The organism is Christensenella intestinihominis (assembly GCF_001678845.1).
Lineage (GTDB): Bacteria > Bacillota > Clostridia > Christensenellales > Christensenellaceae > Christensenella > Christensenella intestinihominis.
Genome location: NZ_MAIQ01000001.1, coordinates 42,933 through 60,291, shown reverse-complemented (window position 1 = coordinate 60,291; position 17,359 = coordinate 42,933). Strand labels below are relative to the sequence as shown.

Sequence of the window (17,359 nt, the reverse complement as noted above, 5' to 3'; positions counted from 1 at the left end):
CAAATATTAACTCACCTTCTCAAAAAATTCGTTGATAACATTTTTGTTATCTTCGTAAGACACTTCGCGCTGCAACACCTTTTCTGCAATCTGAATTGCCATGCGCGTCACTTCCTGCCGCATTTCAAGTACAGCCTGCTGTTTCTGCGATTCAATATGTTTTTCCGTACGCGTGCGGATTTCATCCGCATTCTCTTCCGCTTCGGAAACAATTTGGCGCGCCTGTTCGTCCGCCACGGATTTACTTTTATTAATCAGCTCCGTCGCAAGGTCCTGCGCATTTTCCATCATTTCGTCATACTTGGCCTTTAGCTGCTCCGCATCCGAATACTTCTGCGCGGCTTCGTCAATCTGCTTTTGAATCTCGTTTGTCCGGTTATTCAAAAAACGCGTGATCGGCTTATAAAGCAGCCACCGCAAAAATAAAAACAAAACGATGATGTTTACAATATAGAGTATAATTTCCAGAAAATTAATTTCCATCTCAAGTTTCCCCTGTGCTTATTTGCGCAACCCGTTTGTGCGCCCTACGTTTCTTATTTTCCCATCGTGAAGATCATAATGATTGAAATAACAAAACCGTAGATGGCCGTAGATTCTGCAAGCGCAAGCCCGATCAGCAGCACCTGATTGATCTTTCCGGTTGCTTCCGGCTGCCTTGCCACAGCCTCACACGCCTTGCTCGTAGCAATTCCCATACCGATCCCTGCACCCATGCCTGTAAAAACGGCCAGGCCTGCGCCGATTGCAATCAAACCCATATCCATAACTAATTTACCTCCATTATTCATTAAAATATACAAGCGGCGTACCGCCTAAACACATTTACGCTTTTTCCTCGATGAACGACATCGTCAGCATTGAAAATACATACGATTGCATACCAAGGTGGAACAAAATAAAATAGATAGAGGCAAGCGCCGGAACGACAATCGCAAAATTCCCCATTGCCCCATAAAGCATATCCATAACCACGAGACCGCTGAACATGTTGCCAAAAAGCCGGCATGCGAGTGAAATCGGAACCGCCACCGATGAAAGCACATTGATGGGAACCATGAACGGCTTCGGTTCCGCATAGGTCTTGAGCCACCCTTTTACACCGCGGAAGCGGATTGAATAGGCAATAATGAGCACAAACGTAATCAGCGCAAGCCCTATCGTACAATCGAGGTCCGTTGCGGGAGAACGGATTCCCAGGAATTCCAGAAGCCCGCTGCAAATAATGAACCCAAAAATAGTCATGATATACGGCGCTATGGAACTTGCCTTCTTCCCTGCGCCCATAATGGAATTGGAGAATTTGTTTACCCCCTCCACCATAAGTTCCATCACATTTTGCAGGCCCTTAGGCACCCGTTTGAAATTTTTCAGGATAACAAACCGAAAAATGAGGCTAAACACAATAATCGCCAGTGTTGTGCCGAAGGCGGCAATCAGCGTCGTCGAAACCGTAAAACCGCCGAAAATCGTTACTTTGTCAGGAAATACGCTTGGTATATCCATTATTTTTGCTCACCTCCGCTCTGCTTATATTTTTTGATTGTCAAAATACTTGTTACGACCGGGATTCCGATCATTGCGGCCGCGACCCCCGCCGCGCACCAGACCATGGCAGTCAGGGAAACAAACTTGGCCATTAGCCACAATACCACCAGGATTAAAGCGAGCTTGGCAATTGTGACCGGGACTGCAATTGCAGTATTTCTTCGATCGGACGTCATCATCTCTATCAACTTCTTCAGAAGAAGCACTTCAAAAATTCCGAGACCGAATCCGACAAAGATTCCCCACATAGTATCTACCTGCTCAAATATAAAAAATTTCTAAACCTTAGTTTAGTCCTATTTATTGAAGAATGCAACCGCAAATTCCCGCGAAAAACGGGGTTTACTTTCATTATTCACCCGGTACGCATACTTACCCGCGAATACTCGCGATATTCAATAAGTCTCGAAAAAACTTGCCGTCTGCCGGGAAAAATATTCCTCAAGCCCGCTGCCCGGCGGGAAAGCCCCCGCCGCAGCCTGCGCCAGTTCGCCTATCGCAAGCGAAATATCCGCTGCCCCGCAACCTTCTTCAACCCGGTTTCGGCCATCCGGCAGTTTCCCTATTTTCAAATTGTAACGCTCTCCAAGAAAGTCATCCTCGATTTCAATCGTAAAGTCCCTATGAACCGGAATTTTTTCCAGCAGGGAAGCAGGAGACAGCACCCTCATCATCGTAAATTCTTCCGCTTCCCCATCGTTTCCCGACGGAATAAAATAATTTACTCTTTTTGCGGGAATAGAATTCAGAAGAATCCCTCGCTCTCTTTCTCCCGGGCATACCAATTCGAATACGTCCGCAGTATCCTCCTCCATATAGTAAAGCGCGTATGAAAGGCCCGGCCCCGCTTCACTTACCACCGCATAGCCCTGATCGGCAAAGAGCAGGCGAAGCCATTCGTTGAAACGTTTCCCCGAACGGCTGAACGCATTGTCAAATCCCCCGATATAACGGCCGTATGCAAGCTCCATTTCCTTCCATGGAATTTTATCCATTTTGGAATAGATGACCGGCCTTTTCCCTTTGGAATCAAGACATGGCGCGAGGCTTCTTCTTTTTATATAGGCGACTGTTTCATAGCCAAACCGGCGGTAAAAAGCATGCAGGAACGGATGAAGGTATGTAACGGCAAGGCCCCGCCGCTTCATATCCAGCATGGCGCTTTGTACCAGTTCCCGCATCAGGCCGCGTTTTCTGGCCCTGGGAAGTGTCGCGCAGCCTGCTAGGAATTCCGTTTCAAAATCGGCACCCGCAAGCTTCGCCTGGAATTTGAGCATAAAAAGGTCCGCTATGAGGTCGCTCTCTTCATAATAGCCGAGCGTATCCTCATAGCGTATAATTTCATCAAAATATTTTTCAATAAAGGCATCTGAATCCCCAAAACAGATTTTCCAGATTTCCTTTGCCCGTGCTTCATCCGTTTTTACAAGCGGCCGGATATTCATGCTGTTTCACCGCTTAAAATCACGTCATACTTTTCCAGCATAAACACAGGATGGTAGGATTGTTTTGCCTTACGGATTCCGGGGACTCCCATGTCCTCCGCGCGATTGATGTACGTACAATGCGGCCACACATTTTTCACAAAGGCATTATTCACGTAGGTAAATAAGCCGTTATAGCCCGAACGCGCCTTTTCAATATGGATGATTGCCGTATCCTCGCTGATTTGTTCCCCAAAGGAAAACGCGACAACCTCTCCCGCAACCTTAATCACACAGCCCTTGAAATTCAGTTCCCGCCAGTGGTCGAGTGCTTTTGTAATGGAGAGCATTTCTTCTTCCGCCTCCCGGGGATCGGCATCCTTATCCGTTGCCCAGTCTTCCTGAATTTTCAGGCACTCATCCCGGTATTTATCGTCATACAGATCGAATTCACTTTGATAGCTGCGGAGAAACGCATTGATATGATTTCGCTTGGAATGATATTTTTTCCCGGAAAGGTTAATCAGGTCTTCTGCGTTATAAATGTACTCCGAATTATATTCGTCATAGACAAAGCCATAACGATCACCGCAATCATCTTTTATTTTCTCCACCATGCGCGGTGTGGCGCATTTAATATAGAATACGCCGCCCCTGCCTGCCATATACTCTTCACATTTCCGCATATACGGCTCGATTGATTCGCCGGGGTCCCGCAGGTAAGGAGGAAGCATAAATGGTTTATATACGTCGCTGTACATCCAGATATACAGGCCGTTCCCCTCCACTGCCATCTGGATATCCCACGCTTCCTGCCATGTATACATATTGGAAAAGGAAGCTTCGGAATGCCGGAATTGCTGCGGCAATACAAAACGATCAAAGATTGGTTTATCTTCAAGCTCCAACGGTTTAAAATTAAGCATAAATATTATTAGTCCTCACGATTCTCATTGCAGACAAGCCCGCGTTCCGCATCCAGCTTAATATGCGTCCCGCTTTTCAATATTTGCGTTGCGCTCACCGCCCCCACCAGCACGGGAATATCGAGCGCCATACCGACAATAGCGGCATGCGTATCCGGGCCGTCCTCTTCTGTTATAATACCCGCGGATTGCTTCATTAAATCCAAAATATTATTGGACGTCGTGGGAACCGCCAAAATATCGCCCTGCTTAAAGGTTTGGCGCGCTTCCTTTTCCGTACGTGCAACACAAAGGTTCCCGGAGGCGCACAAGCCGTTGATCCCCGTTCCCTTTACCAGCACATCCCCCACGATATGAACCTTCAAAAGATTGGTGGTTCCCGCGATGCCAAGCGGCACACCGGCCATAATTACCACGAGATCGCCATTTTCAAGCAGCCCCGCTTTCTTTCCATAGTTTACGACCATCTCAAACAGCTCGTCCGTATTGAGCTTTTGCTCTACCTTCATGGGTGTTACACCCCACGACATACTGAGCTGGCGGCACACCTGTTCATCCGGCGAGCAGCCGATAATCGGGATGGAAGGCCTGTATTTTGACACCATACGAACCGACCGTCCGGTTTTTGTTACGGCAATGATCGCGGAGGCTCCAAGGTCATAGGCCGTTGTGCAGGCGGCGTGCGATATGGCGTTCGTCACGTCCGAAATTTGCGCCATGTCGTTTTTCTTGAACCGCATTTCATAATTGATATCTTTTTCGGTGCGCAGCGCAATACGCGCCATTGTTTTGACGCATTCCACGGGATATTTCCCGGCGGCCGTTTCACCGGACAGCATAATCGCGCTCGTTCCGTCATAAATCGCATTGGCAATATCGGTTGTCTCGGCACGTGTCGGCCGCGGATTGTGCATCATGCTCTCCAGCATCTGGGTTGCCGTAATAACAATTTTTCCCGCCCCATACGCCTTGCGAATCAGCTGCTTTTGCAGTACAGGCACCTCTTCGAGCGGAATTTCCACTCCCATATCGCCGCGCGCCACCATAATGCCGTCGGACACGCGCAGGATATCGTCAATATTTTTTACGCCTTCCGCATTTTCAATCTTGGCAATGATTTTAATGCTTTTACATTTGTGCTCATCGAGAATGCGTTTAATATCGAGAATATCCTGTTCGCTGCGGGTAAAGCTGGCGGCGATAAAATCAACGTCATTTTCAATACCAAAAATGATATCCGCACGGTCTTTCTCGCTGATATAAGGCAGGGATACGGAGAAGCCGGGAACATTAACGCCCTTGCGGTCGGAAAGCACGCCGCCGTTCAGGACTTTGCAGGTGATTTCCGTATCGGTGATGCACATTACCTGCATCTCGATCAGGCCGTCGTCAATCAGGACAATCGCTTTCTGGGCCAGGTCCTGCGGCAAATCTTTGAATGAAACAGATACGCATGTTTCGTCCCCCTCCACCTCGCGCGTCGTAAGTGTGAAGGTATCGCCCTCGTGAAGCTCAATGCGCCCATCTTTGAAGGTGCCGATCCTGATTTCCGGACCTTTCGTATCCAAAAGGCAGGAAATATGCCTTCCCATCGCCTTGCTTATTTTTCTGATTTTTTTGATGCGCTCCAACTGGGTCTTGTGGTCTCCATGCGAAAAATTAAGACGCGCCACATCCATACCGGCTTCCACCATGCGGCTGATCGAATTTTCATCTTCACTGGAAGGCCCAAGTGTGCAAATAATTTTTGTCTTTCTCATTCATATTCTCCCGTACAATTTAAAATTTTATCTTAATCAATCCTGCTCCGGCACAAAGCCGCAAAAGGGCCCGGCCTGTTTCGGCGCCAAAAAATAAAGGCTGTGTCGCCACAGCCTTTATCTTACCAGTTTTCAAGTTATTCTTCCATATCTTTTTTTGCCTGTTCGATAATTTTTCCTGCCATCTGCGCCGGAACCTCTTCATACCGCTCAAAGGTCTGCTTAAACGTACCGCGCGCCTGTGTCATGGACCGCAGGTCCGTCGCATATTTAAACAATTCACTGAGCGGCACTTCGGCCGTCACTTCCTGCACCCCGTCAAGCGGATTCATTCCGAGAATTCTTCCGCGCCTGCGGTTGAGGTCGCCAATAATATCCCCCATGTATTCGTCCGGGATCGTAACCACAACTTTCATAATCGGTTCGAGGAGAACCGGATTCGCTTCCGCAATTCCCTTTTTGAACGCAAGGTTCGCGGCCACCTTAAACGCCATTTCCGAAGAATCCACCGTGTGGTAGGAGCCGTCATAGAGCGTGCATTTCAGCCCGACCACCGGATAACCCGCCAGCACGCCCTTCCTGATGCTTTCCTTAAGGCCTTTTTCTACGGCCGGAATATATTGTCTCGGTACAACGCCGCCGACAATTTTATCTTCGAACACAAAGTCGGCGAGCCCGTCCGGAACGGGCGAAAACTCGATCCATACATCGCCGTACTGCCCGTGGCCGCCCGACTGCTTTTTATGTTTCCCCTGTGCCTTGACGGCTTTTTTAATTGCTTCGCGATACGGAATCCGCGGATCATGCAGCTCGCCTTCCACATTGAATTTGCTTTTCAGTTTGTTGTTGATTACTTCAAGGTGCATTTCTCCCATACCGTTGGCAAGCATATCGCCCGTCTCGGTATCTTTTACAAGTTTAAACGTCGGGTCTTCATCCTCCAGGCGATGCAGGCCGGAAAATACCTTTTCTTCCTCGCCCTTTTTTTTCGCGCCGACTGCAAGGCAGATGCAGGGCTCCGGAAAATCAAGCGGCGGGAATTTCACGACGCACGACGTAGAACACAGCGTATCGCCTGTCGCCGTATGCTGCAGCTTGGCAACCGCGCCGATATCGCCGGCTTCGAGCTCGCCTATATTAATCAGCTTCTTACCGCGCATAACGCCAAGGCCCGAACATTTTTCCGGTTTGCCCGTATTGGCATTTGTGATGGACATATCCGATTTCAACGTACCCTGTACAATTTTTATGATAGATAATTTTCCCACAAACGGGTCCGCGATTGTCTTTAAAACATGCGCCGTAAATGGTGCGGAAGTATCGATTTTAAGCGTTACGGAATTTCCGGCGGCATCGAGCGCTTCGGTGCCCGGCATTTCCGCCGCATTCGGCATAAGGGCAATCATTTCATCCATCAGTTCCCGGACTCCGGTATTCGGCGCAGCCGCACTGACAAATACGGGAGCGATGCTCCCCTGGAGAATTCCCGCCCGCAGGCCCTTTAAAATATCTTCCGTGGAAAGCTCCTGACCGTCGAAAAACTTCTCCATCAGTTCCTCGTCATTACCGGCGGCATTCTCCACCAGAGTTTCCCGCAGGCTTTCCGCATCTGCGGAACAGTCCGCCGGGATTTCCGCTTCTTTCACATTCTGGCCGTCGAAAAGATATGCTTTCATGCCGATAATATCAACGATGCCGACAAACTTGCCGTCCTGCATAACGGGCATCTGCACGGCTGTGATTGCGGAGGTGTATTTGGTTCCAAGCGCGGCAACCGTTTTCATGTAATCCGCATGCTCCTTATCTACCTGATTAACAAGGAACGCTCGCGGAATTTCGTGCTTTGAACAATAATCATAAGCCTTTTGCGCGCCCACCGGCACCGTTCCATTCGCGCTTAACACAATCAGTGCGCTGTCGCAGAGTTCATATGCCGCAACCGCTTCCCCTTCAAAATCAAAATACCCCGGGGCGTCGATCAGATTGATTTTCTTATTTTTCCATTCAACGGGGGCAAGTGCAAGCCCAATTGATATCTGCCGCTTAACCTCTTCGCCGTCATAGTCCGTCGCGGTATTTCCGTCTTCCACGCGGCCCATACGCTCTATTGCACCGGAATCATAAAGCATTGCCTCGACGAGCGTCGTCTTTCCTTCTCCGCCGTGCCCGACAACCGCAATGTTAAAAATGTCCTGTGGATGATATACTTTCATGTAATAAGCCTCCCTAATGATATTTATTTATGTGAAGCCTCTTAAACTTAAATTCCAATATTTGAAATGAAGATATATTCAGTGTAACAGATTCCTGCTAAAAAATAAATAAATTTTTCGATTTAATATGGAATTTAAAGGCATTCTGTGCAATAATAGGAAAAGCACTTGGAATTGAGGGGTATTCTATGAAACAACTTACGGAAAAACAATTGAATTTTTGGCAGAGGTTTTTGGGGATTGTCGCCGGGATCGGCATCTGGCTCGCAATTTATTTCGGCAGTGAATCCGACAATATTTTGCTGCAATATTTGTTTATCATTATCTTTGCCGTCGTCATCTTCGGCCAGCGGAAAATTGAGCGTTCGCTCGACATGCGGCTGGCTTTGTTCACTAAATTCTGGCTCATCGGCCTGATTATCGGTCTTGGGTTATTTATCCTCGTCGGAGCGCTTACAGGAAGATTGTTTGGTTAAAACAGCAGAAAAAATCCGGCCCTCAAGGCCGGATTTTTTATTTACAGATTCTCCCGGAAAAGCTGCATCGTCTTCTTAAACAATTCCGCATTGGTCGGAGGCGTGTAGGTAATCGCATCCGCGCCGCAGGCAATGGTTTCGCGAATGCTGTCATCCGTAGGACCGCCCGTCGCAATGATCGGCATATAAGGATATTTATTGCGTATCCGCTCGATAATACGGCAGGTATCCGCCGCACCGGATACATTCAGGATATCCGCACCGCTTTCAATCCTTCGTTCAATATCTTCTTTTTCCGAAACCACCGTTACCACAACCGGAATATCCACCCGTTTTTTTATCTTCGCGATAATGTCGTTACCGATTTCCGGGCTTAACACCGCCCCTACCGCACCGCGAAATTCGGTTTCCAGCGCCAGGTGAACCGCGCGCTCGTCTTTCAGTTCCCCTCCGCCAACGCTGCACATAACGGGCACATCGGCCGTCGTCATAATCGCCTGGTTTATGGACGGCTGGGGGGTAAACGGATAGACCGCCATAATTGCATCTGCATCGGTGTTCCGAATCAGCGCGATATCCGTCGTAAACAGGAAGGACCGAAGGGTGCGCCCGAATATTTTGATCCCCGGCGCTGTCCTGATCACATCGGGCACCGAAATAATCAGATACCTCAATTTGCTTTCAAATTCCTTGGCAGGCATATAAACCCTCTCTTTACAGGTCAGATTCACTATTAAGTATCATACATCTACCGCAAAAAATCAACCATAAAACTAAATTTACGGATTAAAAACCGGCGTTCTGATATGTTCCAGGCAGGAGTTTCCTTGCTCTATACAGAAAAAGGCAGGATACCGTATTGGGATATCCTGCCCGCTTTTCATTTCATAAGCCCCGGTTATCCGCACTTGGAATAACCGCAGGAGCGGCAAATGTTGCACCCGCCTTCAAAGGAAAGCGGTTTCCCGCACTCCGGGCATTTGGAATCGTCAGGCGCATTGGGTTCGTCCTGCATGACAAGCGGGGCGATTTTTTCGCTTTGCATCTGCGCCACTGTCTGGAGCACCCGGCCGATTGCATCCGGGCACGAGAGGACCTTCACATCCCCCGCCTTGCGGAGCGTGGAATGGCAGCGGATTCCGCGCAACTGTTCCACAATGGATTCCACATCCATTCCGGAACGCAGCGCCGTCGAGATCAGGCGGCTTGTCGCTTCGGATTGGGAAGGACATCCTCCGGCCCGTCCCAGATTCGTAAAGACCTCGCAAATTCCATTCTCATCATAATTTACCGTAATGTAAAGATTCCCGCATCCAATCTTAACCTTTTGCGTAATTCCCTGCGTGATTTCCGGACGCATCCGCGGCGCGACCCGGCCCTCGTCTTTCTCCGGAGCGGCGCCGCCTGCACCGGATTCCTCCGCCTTGTTTACCTTCCCGATATTCAAAACCTGTGCGTCCCGGGACCCGTCACGGTAAATTGTAACTCCCTTGAGTCCGAGCTCATACGCCAGTTCATAAACCGTCCGCACATCGCCCTGCGTCGCCTCGCGCGGGAAATTCACGGTTTTGGAAACCGCATTGTCCGTATATTTTTGGAACGCCGCCTGCATACGCACATGGTATTCCGGCGTGATATCGTGCGCGGTTACAAATACATCTCGGATATCCTGCGGAATTTCTTCAATATGGGCGATCGTCCCTTCCTGCGCAATCCGCGACATCAGTTCTTTACTGTACAATCCCCGTTCCTTCATGACTTCCTCAAAGTACGGATGGATTTCCAGAAGCTCGTCGTTATCCATGACATTGCGAATATAGGAAAGCCCAAAAATCGGCTCAATACCTGAGGAGGCGCTGCAAATAATCGAAATGGTTCCCGTAGGGGCAATTGTCGTAACCGTAGCGTTCCTTTGGACGATTCCATTTGATTTGAACACACTTTCCGAATAGGTCGGAAACGTGCCGCGCGCTTTTGCGAGTTCATTGGAAGCCTTACGCGCCGTATCACGCAAAAACTGCATGATCCTTTCCGCCAGGGCAATTGCTTCATCGGAATTATAGGGAATTTTTAGTTTGTACAGGATATCCGCGAACCCCATCAGCCCAAGCCCGATTTTGCGGGTCGAGAGGGTCATTTCCCGAATTTCATCAAGCGGATAGCTATTTACGGTAATTACATTATCCAGAAAATGCACCGCATTATGGATCGTCCGCTCGAATTCCTCATAATCAAGCTCATATTCGCCGTCTTTTTTAACAAGCATGGCGTCAAGGTTGATGGAGCCGAGATTGCAGCTTTCAAAGGGCAACAGCGGTTGTTCTCCACAGGGGTTTGTGCTCTCCACTTCACCGAGGGACGGCACCGGGTTATCACGATTGATCCGGTCCAGGAAGACAATACCCGGCTCGCCGTTCGTCCACGCCATCTTTACAATCAAATCGAATACGTCCGGAGCGTAAAGCCTTCCGCACTCTTTTTTATCGTGCGGGTCAATCAGAGCATATTCACGCTTTTCATGGACGGCTTTCATAAACTCTTCCGTGACTCCCACGCTGATATTGAAATTTGTAATTTCGGTCGTATTTTTCTTGCACTGGATGAAATCCATGATGTCCGGATGATCGATGCGTAAAATGCCCATATTCGCACCGCGGCGGGTTCCCCCCTGCTTCACAGCCTCCGTTGCGGCATTGAATACCTTCATAAAGCTAATCGGTCCGCTGGCCACTCCGCCCGTGGAATTGACCGCCGCCCCTGCCGGACGCAGGCGCGAAAAAGAAAAGCCTGTCCCGCCGCCGCTTTTATGAATCAACGCCGCATTTTTAAGCGCATCAAAAATGGCCTCCATGCTGTCCGCGACCGGGAGAACAAAGCACGCGGAAAGCTGCCCAAGCGGCCTGCCCGCATTCATTAACGTCGGCGAATTCGGCATGAATTTTAAATGAGACATCATGTCGTAGAAAATATCCTGTGTTGTTTTTACATCTGCATCCGCATCAAATTCCCTGTCCGCCTCTGCAATGGCCTTGGCCACGCGTTTAAAAAGGTCTTCCGGTTTTTCGATTGGCTTTCCAGCCGCATCCTTTTTCAGATAACGTCTTTCAAGCACCGTTACCGCGTTTTTGCTTAACATTAAAAAATCCCCCTGCGCAATATATTTAGTGCCACCAGCACAATTCAGGCACTACATATAGTACACCAACGGGACCTGAAATGCCAGCCCTTTTTTCTTTATTTCAGAAAGTTTTGAAAAAAACGTTTGAAAACGTCAACATGACCCATTTCCCCGGAAGAAAAAAATGTTACATCCCCTTCTTCCGGTGATCCACTTAAAAGCGCTTCTTCCGCAAGCACCTCCGCGATATGCCGTGCCGTGCCATACATGCCGTCGAATATTTCACACGAACCGCCGCAAATTTTTCTCGCCACATCACGAATCTGGCTGCTTACGAAAGAATAATGCGTACATCCAACGACCACGCCGCCAAAATTTTGGCCCCTGTACGGCAAAAGCTTTTCATAAAGATAGGCCTTGATATGCGGATCGGACAGGTTTCCCCGTTCTACAAGCTCCGCAAGGCTGCCGCATTCAATATTGACCACCTGCTTCGCCGCGTTCAATTTGCTGAGGAGGTGGAAATACCGCTTTTGATGAAGGGTCGCAGGGGTCGCCAGAACGGCAATCTTACCGTCAGGATATTTTTCCACCGCCGGCTTTACCGCCGGCTCTATGCTGATAATTGGAATATTGTACTTTTCACGCATTGCCTGTACCGTAATGCTGGTCGCCGTATTGCAGGCAATGACGATCATTTTCACGCCCTGGCGGAACAAAAAATCTCCGCAGGCAAGCGAAAGATCGCGGATTTCATCCTCCGATTTCGTACCGTAGGGGGCATTTGCGCTATCCCCATAATAAATAAATTTTTCGTGCGGCAGGCATATTTTTGCCTGGGCGAGCACGCTTACCCCGCCTGCGCCCGAATCGAAAACGCCAATCGGCAATTCTTTTGCTTGCATATTCCATCCCGTTCTCTTCTTTTTATGGACGGTTTTTATTATATAACAAGACACGTGCGGAGTAAAGAGTCCCGCTTTCCGGCAATCATACCAAAAATAGCTTGCAAAGGGCCTTGTAATATGATAAAATACCATTTGCTGGATTAAAATATTACGGGGGGTGAAACGATGCCTAACATTAAATCAGCTAAGAAGCGTGTAAAAGTAATCGCTAAAAAGACCTTGCAGAACAAAATGATTAAATCCGCACTCAAAACGGACCTGAAAAAGTTCGAGGCTGCGGTCGCTGAAAACGGTGCAAATGCAGGCGATCTGTACAAAGACGCTGTCAGCGCGGTAGATAAGGCTGCTTTAAAAGGTACGATCCATAAGAACAAAGCAAATCGTACCAAAGCGCAGTTGGCAAAAAAGTTAAACAGCAAAGCTGAATAATTTTTTGTCTCCCCCATAAAGATAAAATACGAAAGGCTGATTCACCCTCAGCCTTTTTTGTTTGCGTTCATATAAATATCCACAAGCAGCGGATAAAGGTCGGTTTTCAGGCTGATGATTCCCTGCTTGGCATCAAAATCCATTTGCGCAAGCTTTTCAAGGGCTCGCCTGATTTGCCGGGCCGTGAATTGTTTGCACTGTGCGAGCGCCCTGCGCGCGGCAAATTCCCAGGCTCCCGTAGCCTGCATAATATGGGATATAATCTTTTGTTCCGGGAAACGAGCATCCCGGCATGCCCTTGCAACCAGCATCTGCCGAAAATTATTGGCAAGGAGGGTCAGGAATCCGATCGGATTGTTCTCTTCCGCAAGCATACGGTCAATCAGGGTATGCGCTTCCCGTGCATGGCCGCCCACCAGCAGGTCATGTATCTTATATACGTTATATTGCATGGATTTGACAGCATATTTCTCAATATCGTCTGCCGTAATATCTCCGCGGCACACACAGGAAAGTTTTTCAAGCTCGCTACCGACAACACCCATATCCCCATCCGCAAGCACAGCGAGGGTTTGCGCATTTTTAGTGGAAATCAGCAGGTTCTTCCGTTTGGCCGCCTGTACGATATACGCGGCAAGTTCGTTATCTTTCATCGCATTACATTCAACAAACATTCCGTTTTTTATGACATATTTTACAAATGCTTTTCGTTTATCCGCCTTCCCCCGGTGCACAACCAGCAAAACATTCTGCATTGGCATGTTTGCCTTTTCAAAGGGCGCGCTGAGCTCTCCTGGGGCGGCGGCTGAAAGAAGGTCCGTATTTTTAATGACAACAACCCTGCGTTCCCCCATAAACGGCAATGTTTCGAGGGAACGCACCACCGTCATGGGCTCCGGCCGTTCCTCAAAGAACGAGAGGTTCAGTTCCGGCATCTGCACGTCAAGGGCGGACAGAATGGCATGGAACGCCTGTTGTATCTGTGCGTCATCTTCTCCGCCTAATATAATGAAGTTTTTAACGTTTCCCGCTTTGATCTGTTTTAATGCTTCCTGTGCCTTCATGAAACACGCTCACTTTTCCGTCTGTATTTGAAGGTTCCCCTGCTCATTTACCAAAACTGTCACCGCACCGTCTTCCGCAGTGGTGAACAGCTCAACGCCCTTTTCCTCAAGCAATCCTACGGTCAGGGAATCGGGCAATGCTTTTTTATTCTTTTCTTTTACGGAAACAACCGCATACCGCGGCCTGAGCTGCGAAAGAAACGCATCCGTTACCGCGCCTTCCTTGCCTCCGCCCGCCAGCTTTAGGACGGGAACCGTCTCCGCAAAATTTATATCTTCCGGCATTGTCTGTGCAAACAGGCATACCGGTTTCCCCTTGTAACGCAGGACCAGCGATTGATATTTTCCATCGCTTCCCACGCTTTCAAGCAAAACATTGTCGCTTACTTGTATTTTATCATATATTGCGTATTCTTTCACGGGATATTGCGCATCGTATTCCTTAGGCATATAATTTCCAGGTACATACAGCATTTTGATACGGTTATCCGCCGCCAGCCTTTGCAAATTTTTTGTCCGGTCGTTTGTTACGATAACCGCATCAAAAACAATCCGGTTTTTCCCGGCATAATCGCTGATATTGGAATATTGAAGATTCCCTCCGTTATCGACCAGGTAATCCTTCCCTTCCGCGGAGATGTGGATTGCGTCTCCCGTTCCCACATCCAAAATCACCGCACGCACCGGAGCGGATGGTACGGCCGCAACGCCCGCGAACAAAATTACTCCGGCAAGAAGCCCCGCTGCCAGCGCCTTTGCTTTCCGTTTTATAAGCATATAGTCCGATCCCAGGAAAATAATTGCCATGACAGCAATACAGGCCCAAACCGGAAATCCGTTTACCTCAATAAACCCAAAAGAGTTCCGGGCAATTTGCTCATTGAGCCAGGTAAGCCCCCGAATGGAAAGCTCTGCCGGGAAGGCAAGCATATGCCCTACTTGCGGGAGCGCAAGCGAAAAAACAGTCCCCAGCCCCGTAAACAGAACGATAATTCCCGCGAGTGGAACCGCAAAGAAATTTGCCAGGGGGGCGGCAATCGCAACATTATTGAAAAAGTAGGCGGTCATGGGAAAAACCGAAGCAGTCGCCGAAAGAGAGGTTGCAAGCGGGGCATCAAGCCGTGCTTTATCCAGATGGATTTTTCGGAAAATCCGCGTGAGCGGAGGGTTCAAACATAATATCCCGAACACAACGCCGTAGGACATCAAAAGTCCCGGTGAAAAAAGCTGGACAGTATTCCCCAGCAACGTGAATACGAGGGCGGCCGAAAGAAACACAAGCGTATCCCGTTTTGCGAATTTCCATCTGCCTATAATGACAAATATAGTCATCAGGACGGCCCGCAAAATAGAGGGCGCGAACCCTGTCAGCGACGCATATGCGATAAGCAGGACGATATTCAAGGCAAAACGCGGTTTTCGTCCCGATCCCAATTTTTTAAGCAGGAAATTAAAGGCATAGGAAAGAATCGCGACATGAAGTCCGGAAATGGCGAGGATATGCGCGATTCCCGTTTTGGAGAAGCTGTCCCTTGTTTCCTGGGGAATTTCATCCTTCACCCCCAAAAACATGGCTTTTGCAATCGGCGCACTTTCCTCCGAAAAGATTTGATCGATTCCCTGTGCCATTTTTTCGCGCAGCAAAAACGGATATTGATACCATGATAGCCGATTGCCTTCTACGTCAACCGAAGTTCGGTAAAGGCTGAAACCGGCCCCCTTCCCGGCCAGATACATTTTTTCATCGAAATCTCCGGGATTCCGCGGCGGCGAAGGCAGGGAGATTTCCCCCTCCATCGCGACCGTATCGCCATACTCCAGAATATCGGGAGAATACAAGAGAACTTTCTTTCCAAAACCCTGTCCCCCAACCGTTACGTCTGTTAAAACATAGGTATGCGTTTCCGCATCCATTTTGGAACGGTCGGAAACATATCCTGTTATCCGGTATACCTCGTTCGATTCAATCCCGGAAAAATCAGTGCTAAACTGCATTTGGAACAGGAAGGCCCCCAGGAAAAATATAAACAGGTACAGCGCGGTGAACATCCGCCTGTTTTGCTTAAAAAAGAGAAATAAAAAAACACCCGCGCATAAAACCCATACGGGCAGTGAAATATTTGCGGGCAGGCCGAGATAATAGGCCGCGGCAATGCCCAGTACTAAAAAGAATGCAAGAAAAGCGACCGGTCTTGGATTTAAGACGCGCTTCATTTCTTCCCCCAATCAACGGGACCGCTGTGCGGTACATTTATTTATATATGGTACTGTTCCAATTCTTTCACAATCTCCACAGGGCTGAACACTGCTGCGGCCTCGTCCAGGAGCTTTTTTTCCTCGTAAACAGGATTAATATGGGTAAGCAGCAAGCGCTTTACACCCGCCCTCCGTGCCGTAAGGGCAGCTTCCCTGACATACATATGCGGAAGCGCTCCCGTATCCTCCTGAGAGGATAAAAAGCCACTGTCACACAAGAAGGTGCCGGTTCCTTTACAAAAATCCGTTAAAGGGCCGCTATAGCGCGAATCGCCGGAAAACACAAAGCTGTCCTGCCCTTCCCGGAATTTAACCGCATAGCATTCCACAGGATGAATCGTTTTACAGAATGAAAGCTTTACATTTGTTCCGGGAATTTCGCAATCCAACGTTTCCGAAATTTCCACCGTATCAAAGCATGGACAGGCATGCAGGATTCCATACTCTTTTTCAGGCATACGGGGCAGGAATACGGGGAGCGTTTTCCCCTTCAGCGCATAGCGCAGAATAAACATATCGCTGCAATGGTCGGAATGCAAATGAGTCAGTATAACGAGGTCAAGATCATCAAGCGCGCAAAACTCCTGCACACGCGAGAGGCTTCCGCTGCCCGCATCAAGCAGTACCTTTTTCCCGCCGCATTCCACCAGATAAGAGGTCGTTGCCCCGCCCTGCTTTGGGTAAGGCCCGTATTTTCCGAGCACTGTAACTTTCATGCCATTGCCCTCAGATTCATTTTTGTCCTCATCATTGCCATCGGATGATAAAGCACGAGCGCGAGCGCCGCGCCGCATCCCGCCTGAATCAGGTTCGGTATCAACGTAAGCAGCGCCCCTCCCGGGCCGACCAGAAAGGTTTCATATCCAAAATATCCAAAAGCCATGACAAGCGCGGCGGCCACACAGGCGGCCGCATAATGTTTAAATGAATTGCTTTTTTTTGTAATGGCCCCAACGAGAAGCGCCATGCAGGCTTTGATAATGATCGTTGCGGGAATATAGACCGTAGACCCGACGGTGAGGTCGGCAAGGCCGCTTCCGATTGCCGCGGAGGCCGCCGCATACGGCCCGCCTAAAATGAAAGCGGAGCAGTAAATAATCACATCTCCGAGGTTAAAATAAGCGCCCTTCACGGCAGGAACCTGAATTACCAGCAATATGGTTACTACGTAGACCAGGGCGGCTGTAACCGCTGTTGTTGTAAGTCTTCTTGTCTTTATGTCCATTGTCTGTTCTCC

At 48.9% G+C, this 17,359-nt stretch carries 17 protein-coding genes; 2 read left to right on the top strand and 15 right to left on the bottom strand.

The features are described 5' to 3' along the window. Nucleotides 1-6 precede the first annotated feature (6 nt). The 8 genes from atpF to fusA form a co-directional block, all read right to left on the bottom strand. Nucleotides 7-483 (bottom strand): F0F1 ATP synthase subunit B, encoded by a 477-nt coding sequence (gene atpF, locus BBD38_RS00275; protein ID WP_066683278.1) that lies wholly within the window; start codon nt 481-483, stop codon nt 7-9. Between the two features lie 53 nt (nt 484-536). Further along, a complete protein-coding gene (atpE, locus tag BBD38_RS00270; RefSeq protein ID WP_046443207.1) occupies nt 537-761 on the bottom strand; it encodes an ATP synthase F0 subunit C in 225 nt (74 codons plus the stop codon). Nucleotides 762-825: 64 nt separating this feature from the next. Continuing rightward, nucleotides 826-1,506: a F0F1 ATP synthase subunit A gene (gene atpB / locus BBD38_RS00265; RefSeq protein ID WP_066683277.1), complete on the bottom strand. Its 681-nt coding sequence runs from the start codon at nt 1,504-1,506 to the stop codon at nt 826-828. Continuing rightward, on the bottom strand, nt 1,506-1,796 hold the full coding sequence (locus BBD38_RS00260; protein ID WP_066683275.1) for a hypothetical protein: 291 nt from the start codon (nt 1,794-1,796) through the stop codon (nt 1,506-1,508). The genes atpB and BBD38_RS00260 overlap by 1 nt, the downstream gene beginning before the upstream one ends. A gap of 147 nt (nt 1,797-1,943) precedes the next feature. Further along, a complete protein-coding gene (locus BBD38_RS00255; RefSeq protein WP_066683273.1) occupies nt 1,944-2,993 on the bottom strand; it encodes a GNAT family N-acetyltransferase in 1,050 nt (349 codons plus the stop codon). Next, nucleotides 2,990-3,898, bottom strand: coding sequence for a DUF2156 domain-containing protein (locus BBD38_RS00250; RefSeq protein ID WP_082989364.1), 909 nt, complete (start codon nt 3,896-3,898; stop codon nt 2,990-2,992). The genes BBD38_RS00255 and BBD38_RS00250 overlap by 4 nt, the downstream gene beginning before the upstream one ends. 8 nt (nt 3,899-3,906) lie before the next feature. Further along, on the bottom strand, nt 3,907-5,658 hold the full coding sequence (pyk, locus tag BBD38_RS00245; protein ID WP_066683272.1) for a pyruvate kinase: 1,752 nt from the start codon (nt 5,656-5,658) through the stop codon (nt 3,907-3,909). A 137-nt stretch (nt 5,659-5,795) separates the two neighbouring features. After that, entirely contained in the window at nt 5,796-7,871 is a 2,076-nt protein-coding gene (gene fusA / locus BBD38_RS00240; protein ID WP_066683271.1) for an elongation factor G, read from the bottom strand. Nucleotides 7,872-8,059: 188 nt separating this feature from the next. Between fusA and BBD38_RS00235 the strand changes: the two genes are divergently transcribed. Further along, nucleotides 8,060-8,347: a hypothetical protein gene (locus tag BBD38_RS00235; RefSeq protein WP_066683270.1), complete on the top strand. Its 288-nt coding sequence runs from the start codon at nt 8,060-8,062 to the stop codon at nt 8,345-8,347. 41 nt (nt 8,348-8,388) lie between these two features. Here BBD38_RS00235 and BBD38_RS00230 read toward each other — a convergent pair whose 3' ends face one another. From BBD38_RS00230 to murI, 3 genes are all read right to left on the bottom strand, one after another. Beyond that, entirely contained in the window at nt 8,389-9,048 is a 660-nt protein-coding gene (locus tag BBD38_RS00230; RefSeq protein WP_066683269.1) for a beta/alpha barrel domain-containing protein, read from the bottom strand. Nucleotides 9,049-9,245: 197 nt separating this feature from the next. Continuing rightward, nucleotides 9,246-11,483, bottom strand: coding sequence for a vitamin B12-dependent ribonucleotide reductase (locus tag BBD38_RS00225; protein WP_066683267.1), 2,238 nt, complete (start codon nt 11,481-11,483; stop codon nt 9,246-9,248). A 98-nt stretch (nt 11,484-11,581) separates the two neighbouring features. Then, complete coding sequence (gene murI, locus BBD38_RS00220) at nt 11,582-12,370, bottom strand: glutamate racemase (protein WP_066683266.1); 789 nt, start codon at nt 12,368-12,370, stop codon at nt 11,582-11,584. A 168-nt stretch (nt 12,371-12,538) separates the two neighbouring features. On the opposite strand from murI, the gene rpsT reads away from it, so the two are divergent. Further along, nucleotides 12,539-12,802 (top strand): 30S ribosomal protein S20, encoded by a 264-nt coding sequence (gene rpsT, locus BBD38_RS00215; RefSeq protein WP_066683265.1) that lies wholly within the window; start codon nt 12,539-12,541, stop codon nt 12,800-12,802. 47 nt (nt 12,803-12,849) lie between these two features. Here the strand turns inward: rpsT and holA are convergent, their stop codons facing one another. From holA to BBD38_RS00195, 4 genes are read right to left on the bottom strand one after another with little or no spacing between them, the layout of a single operon-like run. Further along, nucleotides 12,850-13,866 carry a DNA polymerase III subunit delta gene (holA, locus tag BBD38_RS00210; RefSeq protein WP_066683264.1) on the bottom strand — a complete coding sequence of 339 codons (1,017 nt, stop codon included), beginning with the start codon at nt 13,864-13,866 and terminating at the stop codon, nt 12,850-12,852. A gap of 9 nt (nt 13,867-13,875) precedes the next feature. Next, nucleotides 13,876-16,080 (bottom strand): ComEC/Rec2 family competence protein, encoded by a 2,205-nt coding sequence (locus BBD38_RS00205; protein ID WP_066683262.1) that lies wholly within the window; start codon nt 16,078-16,080, stop codon nt 13,876-13,878. A gap of 41 nt (nt 16,081-16,121) precedes the next feature. Beyond that, nucleotides 16,122-16,838 carry an MBL fold metallo-hydrolase gene (locus BBD38_RS00200; protein ID WP_066683260.1) on the bottom strand — a complete coding sequence of 239 codons (717 nt, stop codon included), beginning with the start codon at nt 16,836-16,838 and terminating at the stop codon, nt 16,122-16,124. Continuing rightward, on the bottom strand, nt 16,835-17,347 hold the full coding sequence (locus BBD38_RS00195; RefSeq protein WP_066683258.1) for an ECF transporter S component: 513 nt from the start codon (nt 17,345-17,347) through the stop codon (nt 16,835-16,837). The genes BBD38_RS00200 and BBD38_RS00195 overlap by 4 nt, the downstream gene beginning before the upstream one ends. Nucleotides 17,348-17,359 lie beyond the last annotated feature (12 nt).

Bases quoted from the DNA above. Each gene is read 5' to 3' on its own strand.
- atpF (WP_066683278.1), bottom strand. From the start codon at position 483: ATGGAAATTAATTTTCTGGAAATTATACTCTATATTGTAAACATCATC.
- atpE (WP_046443207.1), bottom strand. From the start codon at position 761: ATGGGTTTGATTGCAATCGGCGCAGGCCTGGCCGTTTTTACAGGCATG.
- atpB (WP_066683277.1), bottom strand. From the start codon at position 1,506: ATGGATATACCAAGCGTATTTCCTGACAAAGTAACGATTTTCGGCGGT.
- BBD38_RS00260 (WP_066683275.1), bottom strand. From the start codon at position 1,796: ATGTGGGGAATCTTTGTCGGATTCGGTCTCGGAATTTTTGAAGTGCTT.
- BBD38_RS00255 (WP_066683273.1), bottom strand. From the start codon at position 2,993: ATGAATATCCGGCCGCTTGTAAAAACGGATGAAGCACGGGCAAAGGAA.
- BBD38_RS00250 (WP_082989364.1), bottom strand. From the start codon at position 3,898: ATGCTTAATTTTAAACCGTTGGAGCTTGAAGATAAACCAATCTTTGAT.
- pyk (WP_066683272.1), bottom strand. From the start codon at position 5,658: ATGAGAAAGACAAAAATTATTTGCACACTTGGGCCTTCCAGTGAAGAT.
- fusA (WP_066683271.1), bottom strand. From the start codon at position 7,871: ATGAAAGTATATCATCCACAGGACATTTTTAACATTGCGGTTGTCGGG.
- BBD38_RS00235 (WP_066683270.1), top strand. From the start codon at position 8,060: ATGAAACAACTTACGGAAAAACAATTGAATTTTTGGCAGAGGTTTTTG.
- BBD38_RS00230 (WP_066683269.1), bottom strand. From the start codon at position 9,048: ATGCCTGCCAAGGAATTTGAAAGCAAATTGAGGTATCTGATTATTTCG.
- BBD38_RS00225 (WP_066683267.1), bottom strand. From the start codon at position 11,483: ATGTTAAGCAAAAACGCGGTAACGGTGCTTGAAAGACGTTATCTGAAA.
- murI (WP_066683266.1), bottom strand. From the start codon at position 12,370: ATGCAAGCAAAAGAATTGCCGATTGGCGTTTTCGATTCGGGCGCAGGC.
- rpsT (WP_066683265.1), top strand. From the start codon at position 12,539: ATGCCTAACATTAAATCAGCTAAGAAGCGTGTAAAAGTAATCGCTAAA.
- holA (WP_066683264.1), bottom strand. From the start codon at position 13,866: ATGAAGGCACAGGAAGCATTAAAACAGATCAAAGCGGGAAACGTTAAA.
- BBD38_RS00205 (WP_066683262.1), bottom strand. From the start codon at position 16,080: ATGAAGCGCGTCTTAAATCCAAGACCGGTCGCTTTTCTTGCATTCTTT.
- BBD38_RS00200 (WP_066683260.1), bottom strand. From the start codon at position 16,838: ATGAAAGTTACAGTGCTCGGAAAATACGGGCCTTACCCAAAGCAGGGC.
- BBD38_RS00195 (WP_066683258.1), bottom strand. From the start codon at position 17,347: ATGGACATAAAGACAAGAAGACTTACAACAACAGCGGTTACAGCCGCC.